Annotated in this window: 12 protein-coding genes, 1 tRNA gene and 1 riboswitch; of the genes, 10 read left to right on the forward strand and 3 right to left on the reverse strand. The window is 62.3% G+C overall.

Annotation, left to right across the window (positions count from 1 at the left end; translation table 11 throughout):
- Window positions 1-7 precede the first annotated feature (7 nt).
- The 7 genes from L981_RS02920 (at window position 8) to L981_RS02950 (ending at window position 10,932) form a co-directional block, all read left to right on the forward strand.
- Window positions 8-1,567 carry a phospholipase D family protein gene (locus L981_RS02920; RefSeq protein ID WP_043611477.1) on the forward strand — a complete coding sequence of 520 codons (1,560 nt, stop codon included), beginning with the start codon at window positions 8-10 and terminating at the stop codon, window positions 1,565-1,567.
- Window positions 1,568-1,854: 287 nt separating this feature from the next.
- Window positions 1,855-2,487, forward strand: coding sequence for an ATP-dependent Clp protease proteolytic subunit (locus tag L981_RS02925; RefSeq protein ID WP_034803630.1), 633 nt, complete (start codon window positions 1,855-1,857; stop codon window positions 2,485-2,487).
- Between the two features lie 283 nt (window positions 2,488-2,770).
- Entirely contained in the window at window positions 2,771-4,048 is a 1,278-nt protein-coding gene (gene clpX, locus L981_RS02930) for an ATP-dependent Clp protease ATP-binding subunit ClpX (protein WP_043611478.1), read from the forward strand.
- 384 nt (window positions 4,049-4,432) lie between these two features.
- Window positions 4,433-6,853, forward strand: a complete 2,421-nt coding sequence (gene lon / locus L981_RS02935) for an endopeptidase La (protein WP_043611479.1) — start codon at window positions 4,433-4,435, stop codon at window positions 6,851-6,853.
- A 220-nt stretch (window positions 6,854-7,073) separates the two neighbouring features.
- Window positions 7,074-7,349, forward strand: coding sequence for a DNA-binding protein HupB (hupB, locus tag L981_RS02940; RefSeq protein ID WP_034803616.1), 276 nt, complete (start codon window positions 7,074-7,076; stop codon window positions 7,347-7,349).
- A gap of 123 nt (window positions 7,350-7,472) precedes the next feature.
- Window positions 7,473-7,655, forward strand: a riboswitch (FMN riboswitch).
- Window positions 7,656-7,742: 87 nt separating this feature from the next.
- Entirely contained in the window at window positions 7,743-8,657 is a 915-nt protein-coding gene (locus L981_RS02945) for a DMT family transporter (RefSeq protein ID WP_043611480.1), read from the forward strand.
- 67 nt (window positions 8,658-8,724) lie between these two features.
- Window positions 8,725-10,932, forward strand: a complete 2,208-nt coding sequence (locus L981_RS02950; RefSeq protein ID WP_197067090.1) for an esterase-like activity of phytase family protein — start codon at window positions 8,725-8,727, stop codon at window positions 10,930-10,932.
- Between the two features lie 94 nt (window positions 10,933-11,026).
- On the opposite strand, the gene L981_RS02955 is transcribed toward L981_RS02950, so the two are convergent.
- Together L981_RS02955 and L981_RS02960 are read right to left on the reverse strand one after the other, a co-directional pair.
- On the reverse strand, window positions 11,027-11,503 hold the full coding sequence (locus L981_RS02955; RefSeq protein WP_043611481.1) for a MarR family winged helix-turn-helix transcriptional regulator: 477 nt from the start codon (window positions 11,501-11,503) through the stop codon (window positions 11,027-11,029).
- A gap of 212 nt (window positions 11,504-11,715) precedes the next feature.
- Window positions 11,716-13,554 carry a methyl-accepting chemotaxis protein gene (locus L981_RS02960; protein ID WP_043611482.1) on the reverse strand — a complete coding sequence of 613 codons (1,839 nt, stop codon included), beginning with the start codon at window positions 13,552-13,554 and terminating at the stop codon, window positions 11,716-11,718.
- A 379-nt stretch (window positions 13,555-13,933) separates the two neighbouring features.
- Here L981_RS02960 and L981_RS02965 point away from each other — a divergent pair, with 379 nt between their 5' ends.
- The 3 genes from L981_RS02965 (at window position 13,934) to L981_RS02975 (ending at window position 19,153) form a co-directional block, all read left to right on the forward strand.
- Window positions 13,934-15,214, forward strand: coding sequence for an exonuclease SbcCD subunit D (locus tag L981_RS02965; RefSeq protein WP_043611483.1), 1,281 nt, complete (start codon window positions 13,934-13,936; stop codon window positions 15,212-15,214).
- Entirely contained in the window at window positions 15,214-18,669 is a 3,456-nt protein-coding gene (locus L981_RS02970; RefSeq protein WP_043611484.1) for an AAA family ATPase, read from the forward strand. The genes L981_RS02965 and L981_RS02970 overlap by 1 nt, the downstream gene beginning before the upstream one ends.
- A gap of 85 nt (window positions 18,670-18,754) precedes the next feature.
- Window positions 18,755-19,153, forward strand: a complete 399-nt coding sequence (locus L981_RS02975; protein ID WP_043611485.1) for a cupin domain-containing protein — start codon at window positions 18,755-18,757, stop codon at window positions 19,151-19,153.
- 226 nt (window positions 19,154-19,379) lie between these two features.
- Here the strand turns inward: L981_RS02975 and L981_RS02980 are convergent.
- Window positions 19,380-19,455, reverse strand: a tRNA-Val gene (locus tag L981_RS02980).
- Window positions 19,456-19,959 lie beyond the last annotated feature (504 nt).

Raw genomic sequence — 19,959 nt, forward strand, 5'->3', positions numbered from 1 at the left:
GTTTTCGATGTGGTCCTCTGTCCTGTTCACCATTGCCGCCATCCTCGGACTGCTCGTGGCGACCGTGCTTTACATCTACGGCCGTTTCGGCCGACGCCCACACGGGCCGCCGTCAAGCGCCCTTCCGTTGGCCGATGCAGGCACGGAGCTAGACCGTTATCTGGCGCCGCTCGTTGACGCCCAGGCGGGTGCCAATGGCGTGGCGCTGGTTTCCGACAATATCGAGGCCCTGGTTGTGCGCGCGCACGCGGCACGGCGCGCCGGACGCAGCCTCGATCTGCAGTACTATTACTGGAAGGGCGACCTGACCGGACTTCTTCTTGCCCGTGAGATCCTGGCGGCTGCAGACCGCGGCGTGCGTGTCCGGCTGCTGCTCGACGACATCAATGCCGGCATCCACGACCGCATGTGCATCGCGCTCGACGCCCACCCCCATATCGACGTGCGGCTCTTCAATCCGAGCCGGGCGCGCACTGATCGCTTTCGCCGCGGCTTCGAAATGGCGATCCGCGCTTTCAGCGCCACGCGCCGCATGCACAACAAGCTCTGGGTGGCCGATGGCCGCGTTGCCATTGCCGGCGGCCGCAACATCGGCGACGCCTATTTCGATGCCGCCGAACTCTCCAATTTCCGCGATCTCGATGTCTGGATGGTGGGGCCGGTGCTGGATCAGGCGTCGGCCATGTTCGACCGCTACTGGAACAGTGCCTCCGTGCTTCCGATCGCAGCGCTGCGCACGCCGCGCAAGCAGTATTTGCCCGCGCTACGCGAGGCCGTCGACGGATTGGCCCGCACGCCGGCGGGGCGGTTCTATCTGGAACGCATCGACAAGGCGGCGGAGGAGGCCGAGATCTACCATGGCACGCGGCAGCTTCACTGGAGTTCCGATATCCGACTGGCATCCGATCCGCCGGAAAAGGCGCTGATGCAGCGACGCCAGAACTGGCTGTTGCGCGAGCTCTTTCCGCTGATCGAGGCTGCCACGCGGGATCTGAGGATCATCTCGCCCTACTTCATCCCCGGCGTTGCCGGCACACGGGAGCTCGCCGCCATCGTTTCGCGCGGCGCTCGCGTCGCGGTGCTCACCAATTCGCTTGCGGCGACCGACGTTGCCGCCGTTCACGGCGGTTATGTCAAATATCGCCGCAAGCTTATCCGGGCCGGCGTCGCGCTCTTCGAGTTGAAGGAGCAGGGCGATGTTGCCGAGGGGCACCGCATGACGCTGTTCGGACGCCGCAATGCGAGCCTGCACAGCAAGGCCTTCGTGGTCGACGGCCTGAACGGTTTTGTCGGCTCGATGAACTTCGACCCGCGCTCCGCCTCGCTCAATACCGAAATGGGCGTGGTCTTTCAGGATGCGGCACTTGCCGGCGAACTGGCTTCCATGTTCGAGGAGGAAACCTCTCCGGCAATCAGCTACCGGGTCGACATCGAAGGATCACGCCTCATCTGGCGTGATCGCGCCAATGGCTCCGAGCGGCTGGTGCGCCATGAGCCGGATGCGAGCCTAACAAGGCGCATGATCGCCGGGCTGATCCGCATTCTGCCGATCGAGTCGCAGCTGTGACCCGTGGCCTGCTTGCCTCATTTGCGCTTCGTTTACCGATACCGTTGATCCCTGTGCGCAGCGTCTGGGTGTGCGGTCTTGGTCGAGGACGTTGCGCGAAAAATGCTCTATCGCCAACCATGTGTGGAGGACGGCCAAACTTCGAGGCGAACAGTGCCTTCGATTAAGCTTATCGAAGCTTCGCGACTTGAAGTGCAGGGTGTTGACACTCTATGTAGGAGCAGAAGGTAAATCCCGTGATTCCCGGTTCGCAAAGGTTTTGCGAACCCGATTGATGAAGGTTCGATATGAGAAATCCCGTTGATACCGCCCTGGCACTGGTGCCGATGGTTGTTGAACAGACCAACCGCGGTGAACGTTCCTACGATATCTTTTCGCGCCTTCTGAAGGAGCGCATCATCTTCGTGACCGGCCCGGTCGAAGATCAGATGGCAACGCTCGTCTGCGCCCAGCTTCTTTTCCTCGAAGCGGAAAACCCGAAGAAGGAAATCGCGCTCTACATCAACTCGCCGGGCGGCGTCGTCACGTCGGGCATGGCGATCTACGACACGATGCAGTTCATCAAGCCGGCCGTTTCGACGCTCTGCGTCGGCCAGGCCGCCTCGATGGGTTCGCTGCTCCTGGCCGCCGGCCACAAGGACATGCGTTTCGCCACGCCGAACGCGCGCATCATGGTTCACCAGCCCTCGGGCGGCTTCCAGGGCCAGGCCTCGGATATCGAGCGTCACGCCAAGGACATCCTGAAGATGAAGCGTCGCCTCAACGAGGTCTACGTCAAGCATTGCGGCCGCACCTACGAGGAAGTCGAGCAGACGCTCGATCGCGATCATTTCATGAACGCGGACGAAGCTCTGAGCTGGGGCCTCGTTGACAAGGTGCTGACCTCGCGCGAAGAAATCGAAGGCGGCGAGCAGGCCTGATAACGCGCATTTGTGTCGGGATAGATGTAATTGTGACACAATTGTAATGGCTCAAGGGCTTTATCGACAGGGTAAAGCCGGTAATATGAACCATTAATGCTATGTTGGAATCTGACGGCGTAGTGTTGGTTCGAGTTGGGAGAGTCGTTGCGGCCGCGTCGGGCGTCTTCGCCAGGGGCGGCAAGTACTCCCGGAAGCCCTGCGTGAGGTTGAGGCGCGGGGCAAATTGAGTGGTCCGCGACACTTATCTTGAAAGTGTCCGGCGTGCTGGAAGGAAGTCGAAATGAGCAAGGTCAGCGGAAGCAACGGCGGTGACTCGAAGAATACACTTTATTGTTCGTTCTGCGGCAAGAGCCAGCACGAAGTCCGCAAGCTGATTGCCGGACCGACCGTATTCATCTGCGATGAATGCGTCGAACTGTGCATGGACATCATTCGCGAAGAGAACAAGACCTCGATGGTCAAGTCCCGCGACGGTGTTCCGACCCCTCAGGAAATCATCAAGGTTCTGGACGAATACGTCATCGGCCAGCAGCAGGCCAAGCGCATCCTGTCGGTCGCCGTTCACAACCACTACAAGCGCCTGGCGCACGCCGCCAAGGGCAGCGACGTCGAACTGGCGAAGTCGAACATCATGCTGGTCGGCCCGACGGGGTGCGGCAAGACCTATCTCGCCCAGACGCTCGCCCGTATCATCGACGTGCCGTTCACCATGGCCGACGCCACGACGCTGACCGAAGCCGGTTACGTCGGTGAAGACGTCGAGAACATCATCCTGAAGCTGCTCCAGGCCGCCGACTACAACGTCGAGCGCGCGCAGCGCGGCATCGTCTATATCGACGAAGTCGACAAGATTTCGCGCAAGTCCGACAATCCGTCGATAACGCGCGACGTATCGGGCGAGGGCGTGCAGCAGGCGCTTCTGAAGATCATGGAAGGCACGGTTGCCTCGGTGCCGCCGCAGGGCGGCCGGAAGCATCCGCAGCAGGAATTCCTGCAAGTGGATACGACCAACATCCTGTTCATCTGCGGCGGCGCCTTTGCCGGCCTCGACAAGATCATCTCCGCCCGTGGCGAGAAGACCTCGATCGGTTTCGGCGCAACGGTCCGCTCGCCGGAAGATCGCCGCGTCGGTGAAGTCCTGCGCGAACTGGAGCCGGAAGATCTCGTCAAGTTCGGCCTGATCCCGGAATTCATCGGTCGTCTGCCGGTTCTGGCGACGCTCGAAGATCTCGATGAAGATGCGCTGATCCAGATCCTGTCCGAGCCGAAGAACGCTCTGATCAAGCAGTACCAGCGCCTGTTCGAGATGGAAGACGTGGAACTGACCTTCCACGAGGACGCGCTTCGCGAGATTGCCCGCCGGGCGATCGTGCGCAAGACGGGTGCCCGTGGCCTTCGCTCCATCATGGAAAAGATCCTGCTCGACACCATGTTCGAGCTGCCGACGCTCGAAGGCGTGCGCGAAGTGGTCATCTCCGACGAGGTGGTCAAGGGCTCTGCCCGGCCGCTCTACATCTACTCGGAACGGTCGGACGAAAAGACCAACGTTTCGGCCTGAGCGTCCTGAAATATCCTTTGAGAAGCCCGCCTCGTGCGGGCTTTTTCATGTCTACTTCATGTCTTCACACTTAGCTGTTGAGACACGAACGCAGGGGCGCAGATTTCACAATTCGATTGTTGCTAAAGTGCCGCAAACAACGCAATGATGTGACGATTCAATGAAGGACCTTAATGGTTGCGGTCCAAGAGCTTGTAGTCCGTCGCAAGGTCCGCAACAGCATTGATGCGTAGTCAGAGGGACCCGGCCACAGTTTGTGGATGTCTGCGTCGAGCCTTGAAATGGACGCGGTTGCACTCCACTTTCATGTGGAAAATATGACAGCCGGGAGTGCCTGTAGGGCTCCCGGAAACGGGCCCGAAATCGGGACGGAAAGGAAATGACATGACGAACAAAACGTCACCGGCGACTGAAAGCGCGACCTACCCGGTCCTGCCGCTCCGCGACATCGTAGTCTTCCCGCACATGATCGTGCCGCTTTTCGTCGGCCGCGAAAAGTCGATCCGTGCGCTTGAGGAAGTCATGGGCACCGACAAGCAGATCATGCTTGCCACCCAGATCAACGCCACCGACGACGATCCGGAACCGTCCGCGATCTACGAAGTCGGCACCATCGCCAACGTCCTGCAACTGCTGAAGCTGCCCGACGGCACCGTCAAGGTGCTGGTCGAAGGCCGCGCGCGCGCCAAGATCGACGGCTACACGCCGCGCGAAGAATTCTACGAAGCTGCCGCGCACACGCTGAGCGAGCCGGAGGAAGACCCGGTCGAGATCGAGGCGCTCAGCCGCTCGGTCGTCTCCGAGTTCGAAAGCTACGTGAAGCTCAACAAGAAGATCTCCCCCGAGGTCGTCGGTGTTGCCAGCCAGATCGAGGACTATTCGAAGCTGGCCGACACGGTGGCTTCGCACCTTTCGATCAAGATCGTCGAAAAGCAGGAAATGCTGGAGACCACCAGCGTGAAGATGCGCCTGGAAAAGGCGCTCGGCTTCATGGAAGGCGAGATCTCCGTCCTGCAGGTGGAAAAGCGCATCCGCTCGCGCGTCAAGCGCCAGATGGAGAAGACCCAGCGCGAATACTACCTCAACGAACAGATGAAGGCGATCCAGAAGGAACTCGGCGACGGCGAAGACGGCCGCGACGAGATGGCCGAGATCGAAGAGCGTATCGCCAAGACCAAGCTTTCCAAGGAAGCGCGCGAAAAGGCTGACGCGGAGCTGAAGAAGCTGCGCCAGATGAGCCCGATGTCGGCGGAAGCCACCGTCGTTCGCAACTACCTGGATTGGCTGCTCGGCCTGCCCTGGGGCAAGAAGTCGAAGATCAAGACCGATCTGAACCATGCCGAGGAGGTGCTCAACGTCGATCACTTCGGCCTCGACAAGGTCAAGGAGCGCATCGTCGAGTATCTTGCCGTGCAGGCGCGTTCGACCAAGATCAAGGGCCCGATCCTGTGCCTCGTCGGCCCTCCGGGCGTCGGCAAGACCTCGCTTGCGAAGTCGATCGCCAAGGCGACCGGCCGCGAATACGTGCGCATGGCACTCGGCGGCGTTCGTGACGAAGCCGAAATCCGTGGCCACCGCCGCACCTATATCGGCTCCATGCCGGGCAAGGTCGTCCAGTCGATGAAGAAGGCGAAGCGGTCCAACCCGCTGTTCCTGCTCGACGAAATCGACAAGATGGGCCAGGACTTCCGCGGCGATCCGTCGTCGGCGCTGCTCGAGGTGCTGGATCCGGAACAGAACTCGACCTTCATGGACCACTACCTGGAAGTCGAATACGACCTGTCCAACGTGATGTTCATCACCACCGCCAACACGCTGAATATACCGGCGCCGTTGATGGACCGCATGGAAGTGATCCGCATCGCCGGCTACACCGAAGAGGAAAAGCTGGAAATCGCCAAGCGGCACTTGCTGCCGAAGGCGATCCGCGACCACGCGCTGCAGCCGAAGGAGTTTTCGGTCACCGACGGCGCGTTGATGGCGGTCATCCAGACCTACACCCGCGAAGCCGGTGTGCGTAACTTCGAGCGCGAGCTGATGAAGCTCGCCCGCAAGGCCGTGACCGAGATCATCAAGGGCAAGGCGAAGAAGGTCGAAGTCACCGCTGCCAACATCAACGACTATCTGGGCGTTCCGCGCTTCCGCCACGGCGAAGCCGAACGTGACGACCAGATCGGTGTTGTCACCGGTCTTGCATGGACCGAGGTCGGCGGCGAGCTGCTGACGATCGAAGGCGTCATGATGCCCGGCAAGGGCCGCATGACCGTCACCGGCAACCTGCGCGACGTGATGAAGGAATCGATTTCGGCAGCGGCGTCCTATGTCCGCTCGCGCGCGATCGACTTCGGCATCGAGCCGCCGCTGTTCGACAAGCGTGACATCCACGTGCACGTGCCGGAAGGTGCGACGCCGAAGGATGGCCCGTCGGCGGGTGTCGCGATGGCAACGACGATCGTGTCGATCATGACCGGTATCCCGATCTCCAAGGATGTCGCCATGACCGGCGAGATCACGCTGCGCGGCCGCGTGCTGCCGATCGGCGGTCTTAAGGAGAAGCTCCTGGCAGCGCTTCGGGGTGGCATCAAGAAGGTGCTGATCCCGGAAGAGAACGCCAAGGATCTCGCCGAGATCCCGGACAACGTGAAGAACGCGCTCGAAATCATCCCGGTTTCGCGGATGGGCGAAGTGCTCGAACACGCTCTGGTGCGCATGCCGGAACCGATCGAATGGGACCCGGCAAACGAGCCGGCAACCGTTGCACCGGTTGATTCGCAGGACGAAGCAGGCTCTTCGATCGCCCACTGACGGGTGCTCGAAAAAGGGCGCCGCCGGCTCGCGCGGCGCTCATTTTGCAGAAAAATTGGGAAGACCGGCCATTGGCCGGTCTTTTTTGTTGTAAAAGCGCCCTGCAAGCCTTGCATTCCAAGGGATTAGGCGCAATTGGGAAAGGCAAGACGCGGGCGAAGCGCAAGCCGCCGCGCCTTAAAACACAGTCGTTTCGAACCAATCTGAAAGGGGTGGAAACATGAACAAAAATGAGCTCGTGTCTGCCGTTGCTGAGAAGGCCGGACTTTCCAAGACCGACGCATCTTCTGCAGTTGATGCAGTTTTCGAGACCATCCAGGCTGAGCTGAAGAACGGCGGCGACATTCGCCTGGTCGGCTTCGGCAACTTCTCGGTTTCGCGCCGCGAAGCCTCGAAGGGTCGTAACCCGTCCACGGGCGCGGAAGTTGACATCCCGGCACGCAACGTGCCGAAGTTCACGGCCGGCAAGGGCCTGAAGGATGCCGTCAACGGCTGATGAGATTTGCTTGGCGGCCGGACACGAGGCCGGCAGTCCAGGTATTCGAGGGTTCGGCGCAAGCCGGACCCTTTCGCATTTTGGGGCAGCCCTTGCGGGTACCCGCCATTTGCTCTAGGGCTTGCCCATTCTCAGGGCGGGGTGAAACTCCCCACCGGCGGTAAGGGCATGAGAGCGCGGCGTCTTGATGGCACGCGAAGATGGCCCAAGCCCGCGAGCGCCTCTCCTCGATTTTTGGGGGGAGGGTCAGCAGATCCGGTGCAACTCCGGAGCCGACGGTCATAGTCCGGATGAAAGAGAATGGTCGCCGGCACGAAGGGCAGGGATGCCCGGCGTCGTGTCGTGCGCTCATGCGTCCTGATTTGTGTTTGGTCCGCATTCAGGGTGCATGACATGAATCAGACTTCCCTCGGTTTTTCCTCCTCGCGCGCCATGGCCGGAGCCGGCTTCATGGTTCTGGCCGGGATCGCCTTTGCCGGCCTCAATGTCGTCACCCAATGGCTGACGATGAAGCTCGGTTTCCCGGCCACCGCCATGGCGTTCTGGCAATATGCCTTCGCCTTCCTCTTCTCGCTGCCGTTTCTGCGACGCGCCGGGCTGTCGGCCATGCGCACCGACTATCCCTGGCGCCACGTCGTGCGCGTGGTGCTGGCCGCCTTCGGGGTCGGGGCATGGGTCTCGGGGCTAGCGCACGTGCCGATCTGGCAGGCGATCGCGCTGGTCATGACCTCGCCGTTCTTCATCATCCTCGGCGCCCGCCTGTTTCTCGGCGAACGTGTCGGTGCGGCGCGCTGGGCGGCAACCGCGGTTGGCTTCGCCGGGGCGATGATCATTCTCGAACCCTGGTCGGACAGTTTCAGCTGGGCTGCTCTTCTGCCGATCCTCTCGGCGCTTTTGTGGGGGGCTTCGTCGCTCATCACCAAGAGCCTCACCAGTCTTGAGCGCCCCGAAACGATCACGGTCTGGCTGCTTGTGCTTCTGACGCCGATCAACGGCGCCATGGCGCTTTCGGCCGGTTTCACCGTGCCCGATGGCGCAGCGCTCGGCTTCCTGCTGCTCGCCGGGATCCTGACCGTCGTCGCGCAGTATCTGCTGACGCTTGCCTATACGGTTGCCGACGCCGCCTATGTGCAGCCCTTCGACGACCTGAAGCTGCCGCTCAACGTCTTTGCCGGCTGGCTGGTTTTCGGTTACGCGCCGACGGGGTATCTTTGGGTCGGCGCGGTGCTGATCCTTGGCGCTTCGCTGTTCATCATGCGCAACGAGATGCGGCTCGAGCGCGCCGCTCCCGCAACCGGAACGGTGTAAAACCCGAGCGTTGTCATTCGGCTGTCATCGGCATCGCGCAGAACCCCCATGTTTTCAGTGTTCGCACATGGGGGATATCATGACCATCACTTCGCGCGTGACCGCGCTCGCGGCCGTTCTTCTTGCCTCCGCAGCATTTCCTGCGGCGGCCGAGCCCGTCTTCAACCGCATTGCATCCTTTGCTGTTGCCGATAACTTGCCGCAAGGCGATGCGCGCAAGGCGCCGACATCCGCCGAAATCATCACGGCCAGCGAAGACGGCAATCTGCTCGTCTATTCCGACAGCCCGGGCAAGCGCGTCGGCCTGATCGACATCACCGATGCCAAGGCGCCCAAGGCAGCCGGCACGGTTTCCTTTGACGGCGAGCCGACCTCCGTCACCATCGCCGGTGCAAAGGCACTCGTCGCGGTCAACACGCGCGAGAGCTTCGTCAAGCCGTCGGGGCTTCTGGCGATCGTCGATCTGGCGTCGAAGAAAGTCGATGCGACCTGTGATCTCGGCGGCCAGCCGGATTCGATCGCCGTCAACAAGGACCGCACGCTTGCTGCCATTGCGATCGAAAACGAGCGCGATGAAGAGCTGAACGATGGCAAGATCCCGCAGATGCCGGCCGGCGACCTCGTTATCCTGTCGCTGAAGGATGGTGTTGCCGATTGCGGTTCGCTGAAGCGCGTGACGCTGACCGGTCTTGCTGAAATCGCCGGTGAAGATCCGGAGCCGGAATTCGTTTCCTTCAACGGCAAGGACGAGATCGCCCTGACGCTGCAGGAGAACAACCACATCGTCATCATCGACGGCAAGACGGGAACGGTGAAGACGCATTTCTCTGCCGGCACTGTCGACCTCAAGAACATCGACACCAAGCGCAACGGCGCGATTGCCTTCAAGGACGAGCAGCCGGGCCGCAAGCGCGAGCCCGATGCGGTGAAGTGGCTTGACGACAACCGCATCGTCGTTGCCAACGAAGGCGACTATGAAGGCGGCGCGCGTGGCTTCACCATCTTCGACACGACCGGCAAGGTTCTCTATGAGGCGGGCGCCAGCTTCGAGCATGCAGTCGCCGCGATCGGCCACTATCCCGAGAAGCGCTCTTCGGCCAAGGGCGTCGAGCCCGAGGGCCTGGAAGCGGCGAAGTTCGGCGACGACAACCTGTTCTTCGTGCTGGCCGAGCGCGCTTCGATCGTCGGCGTCTACAAGGACACGGGCGCCGAGCCCGAACTGCTGCAGCTTCTGCCGTCGGGCATTTCGCCGGAAGGCGCCGTCGCGATCCCGTCGCGCAATCTCTTTGCGACCGCAAACGAAGTCGATCTCGTCGAGGATGGCGGCGCACGCTCGCACGTCATGATCTATGAGCGTGCTGAGGGCGAAGCAGCCTATCCGCAGATCCGCTCCGCCGAGAAGGACGGCCTGCCGATCGGCTTCGGTGCGCTCTCCGGTCTCGTTGCCGTCGCCGACAAGCCCGGCTTCCTGCGCGCCGTCAATGATTCGGTCTATTCGTCGCAGCCGACGATCTTCACCATCGACGCTACCCAGAAGCCGGCACTGATCACCGAAGCGCTCGCCATCACCCGTGACGGCGCACCGGCTCAGAAGCTCGACATCGAAGGCATCGCCAATGACGGGGAAGGGGGCTTCTGGCTCGCGTCGGAAGGCAACTCCGACAAGCTCTACAGCCACGCGATCTTCCACGTGAACAAGAAGGGCGAGATCAAGAAGGAAATCGCCCTGCCGGAAGCGCTGCGCGCCGGCGAAACCCGCTTCGGCTTCGAGGGCATCACCGTTGTCGGCGAAGGCGACGAGCAGACGCTGTGGATGGCTGTTCAGCGCGAGTGGAAGGATGACGAAAAGGGCTTCGTCAAGCTCGTCTCCTACAACCCGAAGAGCGAAGAATGGGGCGCGGTGCGCTACCCGCTGGAAAAGGCCGGTGACGGCTGGGTCGGCCTGTCGGAAATCTCCGTCCACGGCGACTACGCCTACATCATCGAGCGCGACAACCTGATCGGCCAGGCTGCCAAGCTCAAGAAGATCTATCGCGTTGCGCTGTCGGAACTGAAGCCGGCTGCCCTTGGCGGTGAACTGCCTGTTGTCAAGAAGGAAGAGGTTCGTGACCTCATTCCGGAACTGAAGGCGCTGAACGGTTACGTCGTCGACAAGGTCGAAGGCTTCACCGTCGATGCCGCCGGCAACGGCTATGTCGTCACCGACAATGACGGCGTCGACGACTCCTCCGGCGAAACCCTGTTCTTCTCCATTGGCGCCATCAACGCGATGTAAGCGTTACCGCCCGGAGAAAACGGGAGAGGCCGGGACATGACGTCCCGGCCTCTTTCTGTTTCGGCACTGGTGATTTGCGAAAGGCGGCCCGCGCCTAGCGGGCGATCGCGACCTGCGCTGCCTCTTCGGCCTCATCCTTGCGCTTGCGGATCTCGTCCGTCCGGTCGACCAGCTTGCCGACGATGTCATAGAGCGCGTCGAGTTCTTCATCGTCGAGTGCGGAGAAGATTTCCTCGAGCAGCTGTTTGCGGGGATGTTCGGCGGCTTCCAGAACGATGCGGCCGGTTTCGGTGATCGAGACGATCTTGGCGCGCCGGTCCTCGGGATCGGGCTTGCGCATGACCAGGCGGTCACGCTCCAGGCCGTCGATCGCTTCGGTGACCGTGCGCGGCGCGAAGTTCAGCGCACAGGCGATGTCGGTCGAGCGACAGGGGCCGAGCTTGCTGAGGAAGAAGAGGAACTTGCTGCGCGCCAGCGACACGCCTTCCTCGGTCATCGATTCGTTCACCAGCCGGTGAACCCGGTGGTAAAGCTCGAACAGTCTATCGGATACTTCGAATGTCTTCTTCATGATCGTCGCTGGAATTTCATGAGGTGCCATGTGAAATGGCAGTAACATTAGTGATAGTTATAATTGCCGCATTTGTCGACACAAACCTCCGGCGTTTCACGGTAACTCCGTCGCCGACAAAGAAACGGCCGCCATTTCTGGCGGCCGTTTCACTTTGTTCGGCAAGAAATTCTCGCGATCGGCGACCGTTTGCGCGTCGCCTCGGGTCGCGATCAGGCGGCCCAACGCGATGCGCCGGTCGACTGGGCGTAACCGTGACCACCGGCCTCGGCGAGCGTAAAGCGTGCGATCAGCTCGCGCAGACGGCCGGCTTCCTGGGCAAGCTGGGCGCTTGCCGCATTGGCTTCCTCGACCATTGCCGCGTTCTGCTGGGTGACCTGGTCCATCTGGTTGACGGCCGTGTTGACTTCGGAAAGCCCGGCGGACTGTTCCTGCGCCGAGACGGCGATCGCGTCCATGTGCTGGTTGATCGTGACGATGAAGCCTTCGATCGTGCGCAGAGCCTCGCCAGTTTCGCGAACGAGCCGGACACCGCTTTCGACTTCGACGGCGGAGTTGCGGATGAGATCCTTGATCTCCTTGGCCGCGTTGGCCGAGCGCTGGGCAAGCTCGCGCACTTCCTGGGCGACGACGGCGAAGCCCTTGCCGGCATCACCGGCGCGGGCAGCTTCGACGCCGGCATTGAGAGCCAGCAGGTTGGTCTGGAAAGCGATCTCGTCGATCACGCCGATGATGTTGGAGATCTGGCTCGACGAATGCTCGATGCGGCCCATGGCGTCGACAGCACCCGAGACGATCGCGCCGGACTTGCGGGCGCTTTCGTTGGCCTGGCCGGCAACGGTGCGGGCCTCGTGGGTGCGTTTCGACGAATTGCCGACATTGACGGTGATCTGGTCGAGCGCGGCTGCGGTCTCTTCCAGCGAGGCTGCCTGCTGCTCCGTCCGTCGCGACAGGTCGTCGGCGCTCTGGCTGACTTCGCGGGCACCGCTGTCGATGCTGCCCGAGGCTGCCGAAACGGCGGCAAGCGTGTCGGCGAGCTGGGCGACGGCTTGGTTCAGATCGTGACGCAACTGCTCGAAATCGGGCGAGAAGGGTTCGTTGAGCTGGAAGGCGAGATCGCCCGAGGCGAGACGGCGCAGGCCGGTGGCAAGACCGGCGGTTGCTTCCTGGAGGCGGCACTGGGCTGCTGCTTCCGCTTCTTCCGTCACGCGCAGGCGCTCGGCTTCCGCCTTGGCGCGCTGCGTCTGGGCGTCGGCTTCGAGATGCTGATTGGCGATCGCAGCCTGGCGGAAGACCTCGACTGCACGGGCCATCTCGCCGATTTCGTCCTTGCGGGCGCCATAGGGGATGCTGCTGTCGGTGTCGCCTTCGGCAAGGCGTGCCATCGATCGGGTGATGATCTGGATCGGGCGGGCAATGCCGCGCACGGCATAGAGGATGGCGCCGAGCACGATGACGGCGGCAAGGGCGATGACGCCGATCTCGATCATGCGGATCTGGTCATGCGTCGCCGAGCTTGCGGCTACGGCGGCATCTGCACCGGCGAGGTTCAGCGCGCGCATTTCCTTGATCGCTTCGTCGACCTTACCTTCTGTCTCGCGCATCTCGACCTTGAAGACGCTCTGCGCCTTCATGTTCTCGAGGTTGTTGGAGAGCTTGACCATGCCTTCGGCGACCGAGAGATAGGCCTGATAGGCGGTCCGGACATTGTCGAGCCCTGCCTTGTCGGCATCGGTGACCATCAGGCTCGAATATTCGTCGGCGAGCTTGTTGAAGCCTGCGACGGTCTCGCCGATGACCTTCTCCGCCGCCTTCTTTTCAAACGGGGTCAGGGAAATCAGATGGCGCGCAAACGCCATGCGGGTATCGGAAAGCTGCGTTTCGAGCGCGCGGGAAAGCGAGACGCGCGGCAGCCAGGTGGTGGCGATCTCGTTGTTGCGCTCGTTCATCATCTTGATGCCGCCGAGAGATGAAACGGCAAGTGCCGAGACGATAACGGCAACCACGAGGAAAAGGGCAATAAGCGTGTGGGAAATCTTGAGCCGTGACATGGTACCCCCGGAAGGACGGCCGTCCGTAAAACTGTACTTGAATTAAGTCATTCCGGCTCTTGATCGTCATGACGGAGCGGATAGCCGAAGCAGGAATCATTCCGGTGCCTGGCCGCGCGTGAAACGCAGCCGGGGCAAACCTATCGAACAAGATATTACAAAAGCCCTAATCGATTAAAGTGAGTATAATCTGATATTTGCAGGTAGCACCGCGATGTCTGGAGTGGACGATGTTAACTATTGCCGCCGGCCGCATCTGTATTAGCGTTGCCTTTACTTCAGATGTCCGAAATATGCTTTCCGGCAGGCTGCGCATCTCGCAAGTGGATGACGCATGACGGCTGATTGACGGGCGATGGCGGGGCGGCCATGGTCGGCCATGCCCTTCCGTTTCGTTCATACCGCAGACCTGCATCTCGATTCGCCCCTCCGCAGCCTCGCCCTTAGAAACGCCGATCTCGCAGAAATCGTGCGCGGGGCGTCACGGCAGGCCCTGGTCAAGATCGTCGATCTTTGCATCGCCGAAGAGGCCGATGCCTTGCTGATTGCCGGCGACCTCTATGACGGCAGCCAGACGTCGATGAACACGGCCCTTTTTCTCGGCCGGGAACTGCGCAGGCTCGACGAACACGGCATCCGCGTCTTCATCATCCGCGGCAATCACGACGCCCAGTCACAGGTCACCAATGAGCTGACCCTGCCGCCATCGGCCCACGTCTTCAAGGGCAGGGCGAAGGCGGTGGTCGCCAAGACGCTGGCAAGCGGTCGTGACGTCTATGTGCACGGGGTAAGCTTCGCCAGCCCGCATGCGCCCGAAAGCCTGCTTCCGGCCTTCCAGCCGCCAGTGCCCGGCGCGGTGAACATCGGCATGCTGCACACGAGCCTCGCCGGCGCCGCCGGTCATGATCTCTATGCCCCCTGCAGCGTCGCCGATCTCGTTGCCCATGGTTTCGATTACTGGGCGCTCGGCCATATCCATCAGCGGCAGGTCCATGCGGCAGAGCCCTTCATCGTCATGCCGGGCATGCCGCAAGGCCGCGACATCAACGAGGTCGGCGTGAAGAGCGTGTCGCTCGTCACGGTCGACGAGGATGGCCGCCTCAGTGTTGCCGAGCGGGCGATCGGCATCGCCAGCTTCGAACGCCTTCGCGTCGATCTGACGGGCATCACGGAATGGCGCGACATGCTCGATGCCGTCAGGCAGGCACTTTCACGCATCTGTGGTGAAACAGCGGCGGAGAACGTCATCCTGCGTCTGGCGCTCGCCGGCGCGACACCCTTGGCCTGGCGCCTTCGCCGCGACGCCGACCTACTGCGGGCGGAGATCGACAACATCGCCGCAGGCATCGCCGGATGTTGGGTCGAGAAGGTCGAGCTCACCTGTGGTAATGCCCGGACCGAAAAGCCGGGCACCATGCTCGATCCCGTCGAAGAGCTGGCCGCACTCGTCGAAACGGACGTCCTGCCGGCGCACGGGTTCCGCCAGGACGTGCTGGCTGCCGTGGAAGATGTTTTGCAACAGCTTCCGCCCGAGCTTCGCCAATCGTTGGCGCCGGATGAAGAGGCGGTCGCGCGGCTGGCGTTTGAAGCCGGCGTGTCGGGAACCGCCGAGGTGCTCGCCCATCTTCATGGCGGCGGCGCCGGCGAGGGTGGCCACTGATGCGGCTCAGCGCGCTCGATCTCGTCCGCTACGGCAAGTTCACCGATCGCCGCCTCGATTTCGGCGACAGGGTGCCCAGCACGCCCGATCTCCACATCGTCTACGGCCCGAACGAGGCTGGAAAGTCGACCCTGTTCTCCGGCTTCCTCGACCTGCTCTTCGGCATCGAGCATTCGAGCCCCTACGGCTTCCTGCACCCATACCAGACGATGCGCGTGGGCGGCACGCTCGAAGCGGCTGGCCGCAGCGATCGCGTCTTCCGGATCAAGCGAAAGACGAACTCGCTGGTCGGCCCCGACGAGCAGCCCTTGCCCGACAACCTGTTTTCCGGAGCGCTCGGCGCGATCGATCGCGACACCTACCAGATGATGTTCTCGCTGGACGACGAGAGCATCGAGAATGGGGGCGAGGCGATCCTGAAGAGCGAAGGCGAGCTTGGCTCGCTCTTGTTTTCCGCAAGCTCCGGCTTGCCGGACAGTGCGGCCATTCTTTCAGCCCTGCGAGCGAGGGCCGACGCCTTCTACCGGCCGCAGGCACGCAAGCACCAACTTGCGGAGCTGAAGGCCGAGCTGGACGCGCTCAGGACCGAACGCAATGCACTCGATATCAATGCACGGGAGTATGCAGCCCTGCGCAAGGCGCTGACGCAGGCACGCGAACGTCACGACGAGGCGAACACGCGTCGCACCGAGCTGAGACTGGCGCGCGCGCGCCATAAAGCCGAGATCGAAGCGCTGCCGCATTTCGGCCGGCTGCAGACGCTTCGTGCGGAGCTGGCGAGTGCTCCGCCGTTGCCTGTACCGCCCGCGGCTTGGGTGAGCGAGCTGCCGGTGCTCCAGCGTCAGGAGACGGAGATTGCGATCAGGCTGCAGCAGAACAGCAGTGAAACGCAGCATCGCCGCGATGCGCTGGAAGCGGTGCAGGTGGACACGGCGGATCTTCTCCTGATCGAGCGCCTTGCAGCCCTTCAGGAGACCGCTCTCGATGCGCGCTATGTGACTGCGGCGCGGGATATGCCATCCAGGCAGGACGATCTGGCAAGGGCGGAGGCAGAAATACTTGGCTGCCTGCTGCGGCTTGGCGAGCCCGCTGACCGCGACCCCGCAGCTCTTCTGTTGCCGGCGGGTACGGTAGCCGACCTTCAGGATCTTGCCCGCCGGCACTCTGCGCTCGTCGAGCGCCTGGCCTCGGCTCGACAGGAACTGCAGATCACCGTCGAATCAAGCCGGGATGCCGAGCACAAGCTGGCGACGCTCGAGGAGCAGGGGGCAGTGGACGTCTCCGCTCTTGCCGCGCAGGTGTCACACGCGCGACGCAGGGATTGTGTCGTGCGCAGGCAGGTGGCCGAGGCGTCGAAGGCTCGGCTGGCTGCGGAACTTGCTGACAAGCTCGTGCTGCTGAAGCCATTTGCCGGAAGCGTCGACGATCTGCACGCACTCGGTGTTCCGGCACCCGCGACACTGGATGGGTGGCGCAGGTTGATGGCGGCCCAGCAGGAGCGTCAAGAACGTCTCGCCGACCGCATGGCCGGCGAGCGGGAGCTGCTTGCAGGCGACGAGGCGCGGCTTGCCGGTATTTCTGCGGCCGGCAGCGCCCTGGACGACGGTTCGGCCGCAGCATTGCGTCGCCGCCGTGACGAGGCTTGGCGCGCGCACACGGCCCGGCTTGTCGTTGAGACGGCAGCAGCCTTCGAACGCGTCATGGCCGAGGACGACGAAGCCACGGCGATGCGTCTCTCCGAGACGAGCAGGCTTGCCGACATGCGCGGCCTGGCGCTGTCGATTGCCGAACGACGGGCGCGAGTAGACGTCTTGCGTGAGCAGGAGAGGCAAGCTCGGACGGATGCGGCCATGCAGGCGGAGCTGCTGGCATCAGGTGTCGCTGACTGTGGCTTACCGAGCGGCACGAGCCTGCCGCAACTGGAGACCTGGTTGGTGGTCCGCAATGGGGCACTCGAATTACGGGCACAATTGCGCTCCGCGCAAATGGAGATCGATCGCGCCCATGCCGAAGAGGGCGAGGCAATCGCTGGGCTACGCGATGAACTCCTGGCAATCGACATGACGGGACGCCTGCCGGAACGGCTCGACGGCCTTCTGCTGGTCGCCGAACAGGCGGTGTCGCAGGCACAGGCGCTCGCCGGTAGCCTCGGTGCGGCCCGCGACATGGCAAAGCGCGCCAAAATGGTCCTTGAGGCCCGGCAATCGGCCCTTGCTCTTGCGGAGGGCGAGATGACCGACTGGCAGGAGCAATGGGCGGCGCTTCTCTCGAGGAACTGGCTGGGCGCGCGCGACGAACCGCTCGTGCCGGCTCAGGTCGGCCCTATCCTTGCGATCCTGCAGGAACTCGACAAGCTTACGCAGCGTCAGGCCGACCTCGAATATCGCATCGCCGGCATGCGCAAGGACCAGCTTGCCTTCCAGAGTGTCATTGCCGAGCTCGCCGGAGAGCCAAGCGTGGACGATACGCTCGTGACCTACATGGCGCTCAAAGCGCGCGCAGCGGAGGCGCAGCGGCTTTCCGATCGCAGAGCGACCTTTGTATTGGAACTCGCCCGCCTTGAGGATGAACGGCGTGGTGTGAGGTCGGAGCAGGAATTTCATGTCGGGCGCACACAGCTTGTACTTGAATTTTTCGATTGTGAGACGCTCGACGAGGCAGGTCAGTTTCTTGAAGCCGCCCGAGAACAACAACGGCTACGCCAGCGCATCGTCGAATCGGAAGCGGATCTCGCGCAGCGCCTTGGCGTTGACGAATGCGCTGAGGCCGAGGCGCTACTCTCCGAACTCGATGATGCGGCCGTGCGGCTGGAATTGGTGCGGCTCGACGGGGCGCTCGAGGAAGCCGACCGCGACGTCAGCGAATTGCACACGGACATGCGGGAGAAGGAAAAGGCGCTCTCAGCTGTCGAAGGCGGCGACACGGTCGCCGCGCTCGACCAAAAACGGCGGACGCTGCTGCTCGAGATCGAAAGCGAGGCGCTTGCCTACCTGCGGCTTCGGGCCGGCGTTATCGCGGCCGAGACTGCACTTCGACTTTTCCGCGAGAAGCATCGCAGCGCCATGATGCGCCGTGCGTCGGAAACCTTCAGCCGCATCAGCGGTGGCGAATATTCCGGCCTGTCGGCACAATCTGACAAGGGGCAGGAGTTTCTGATCGCCAACGCCGCTGGCGGCGGATCGAAGCTTGCAAAGGATCTTTCCAAGGGCACGCGCTTCCAGCTCTATCTGGCACTCAGGATCGCCGGCTATCACGAAATTGCCGCCACCCGCGAATCGCTGCCCTTCATCGCCGACGACATCATGGAGACCTTTGACGACGGGCGCGCAGGCCGCGCCTTCGAGCAAATGGCCGAAATGGCGCGTGTCGGCCAGGTGATCTATCTCACGCACCACGAACATCTTTGCGAGATCGCCCGTGAGGCCTGCCCGACTGTGACAATTCACAGGTTATGATAGGCTCGCGGATGATGTCGGGCCGTTGGCCGTAGCGCATTTCTGCTGACGACGAGCGCACATACGAAAATCGGAGGAACGAGAGATGGACATCATACCCGGTGGATCGAGACCTTCGATGCGCGCTCCGGCGGAATACTTCACCGGCACGGTACGCCAGGACCCGGTAATCGAGGCCGCTGAACCGGCGCGCGTCCGCGCCGTCAGCGTCACCTTCGAGCCCGGCGCGCGCACGGCCTGGCATACGCATCCGCTCGGCCAGACCCTGGTTGTCACCGCCGGCCGTGGCCTCGTGCAAAGCTGGGGTGGCCCGGTGCAGGAGATTCGCATGGGCGATGTCGTCTGGTTCCCGCCGGGCGAAAAGCACTGGCACGGTGCAGCGCCCGATACAGCCATGGTCCACCTCGCGATCCAGGAAGCGCTCGACGGCAAGGCTGTGGATTGGCTGGAGCATGTCAGCGACGAGCAGTATCGCGGCGGCTAGCGCCGCTGCGCCTATCGATCCGTTGGGATTTGGAGGGTTTGCTGCTTCAGGCGAGGGTGACGGTGGCGGGTATCGCGATCGGGGCCGTCGAATCCCTGATTCCCGGCCGCTGACGGCCGAGTTCTAAAGCGAATGCAACTCAGAACGAAAGGCAGATCGCAAACGTCACGCGATAACGTAAGCGACAAATACGGCAGGTTCGGTGATGTTTTTCTTTTGGAGAAAATGGTGGGCGATGAGAGACTCGAACTCCCGACATCCTCGGTGTAAACGAGGCGCTCTACCAACTGAGCTAATCGCCCTTCCGCGTTTGGACCGGATCAGTCCGCCGCGTCGGTGGCCGTGATCTAGGCGTAACCGAAAAAAACCGCAAGAGCATTTGTATCGTTTTTTTGATTTTTTTTGTTGGCGATTGCGCGACCCCCTGAAACAGCGGGCTTCGTGCTTGTGGACAAAATACGCGTATGGCGCCCCGGCAACGACGCGTGGGGGGAGGGAGGGAAGAAGATCCGGAATCAGCCTCCCTGTACGCGCATGGACGAATGCATGATCGGGTAGGGGCGATAGGTCGGTGGCGGCAGGCGTCATTGGTCCATTCCGATTTCGATCGTTTTATTGCCCTGTGGATCAATTTTCATTCCGTCACGGATTTGTCTTCAAACACGCTTGACACCCCAATCCGAACCGCTTAGTTAGCCGCTCATCGAACGGCGCTGCTGCTCGATGCGGGGCGGAAACGCCTCAACCAAGTCAAGATGATGCGGGTGTAGCTCAGTCGGTTAGAGTGCCGGCCTGTCACGCCGGAG

It is taken from the genome of Ensifer sp. ZNC0028 (assembly GCF_000799055.1).
In the GTDB taxonomy this organism is placed as follows: Bacteria; Pseudomonadota; Alphaproteobacteria; order Rhizobiales; family Rhizobiaceae; genus Ensifer.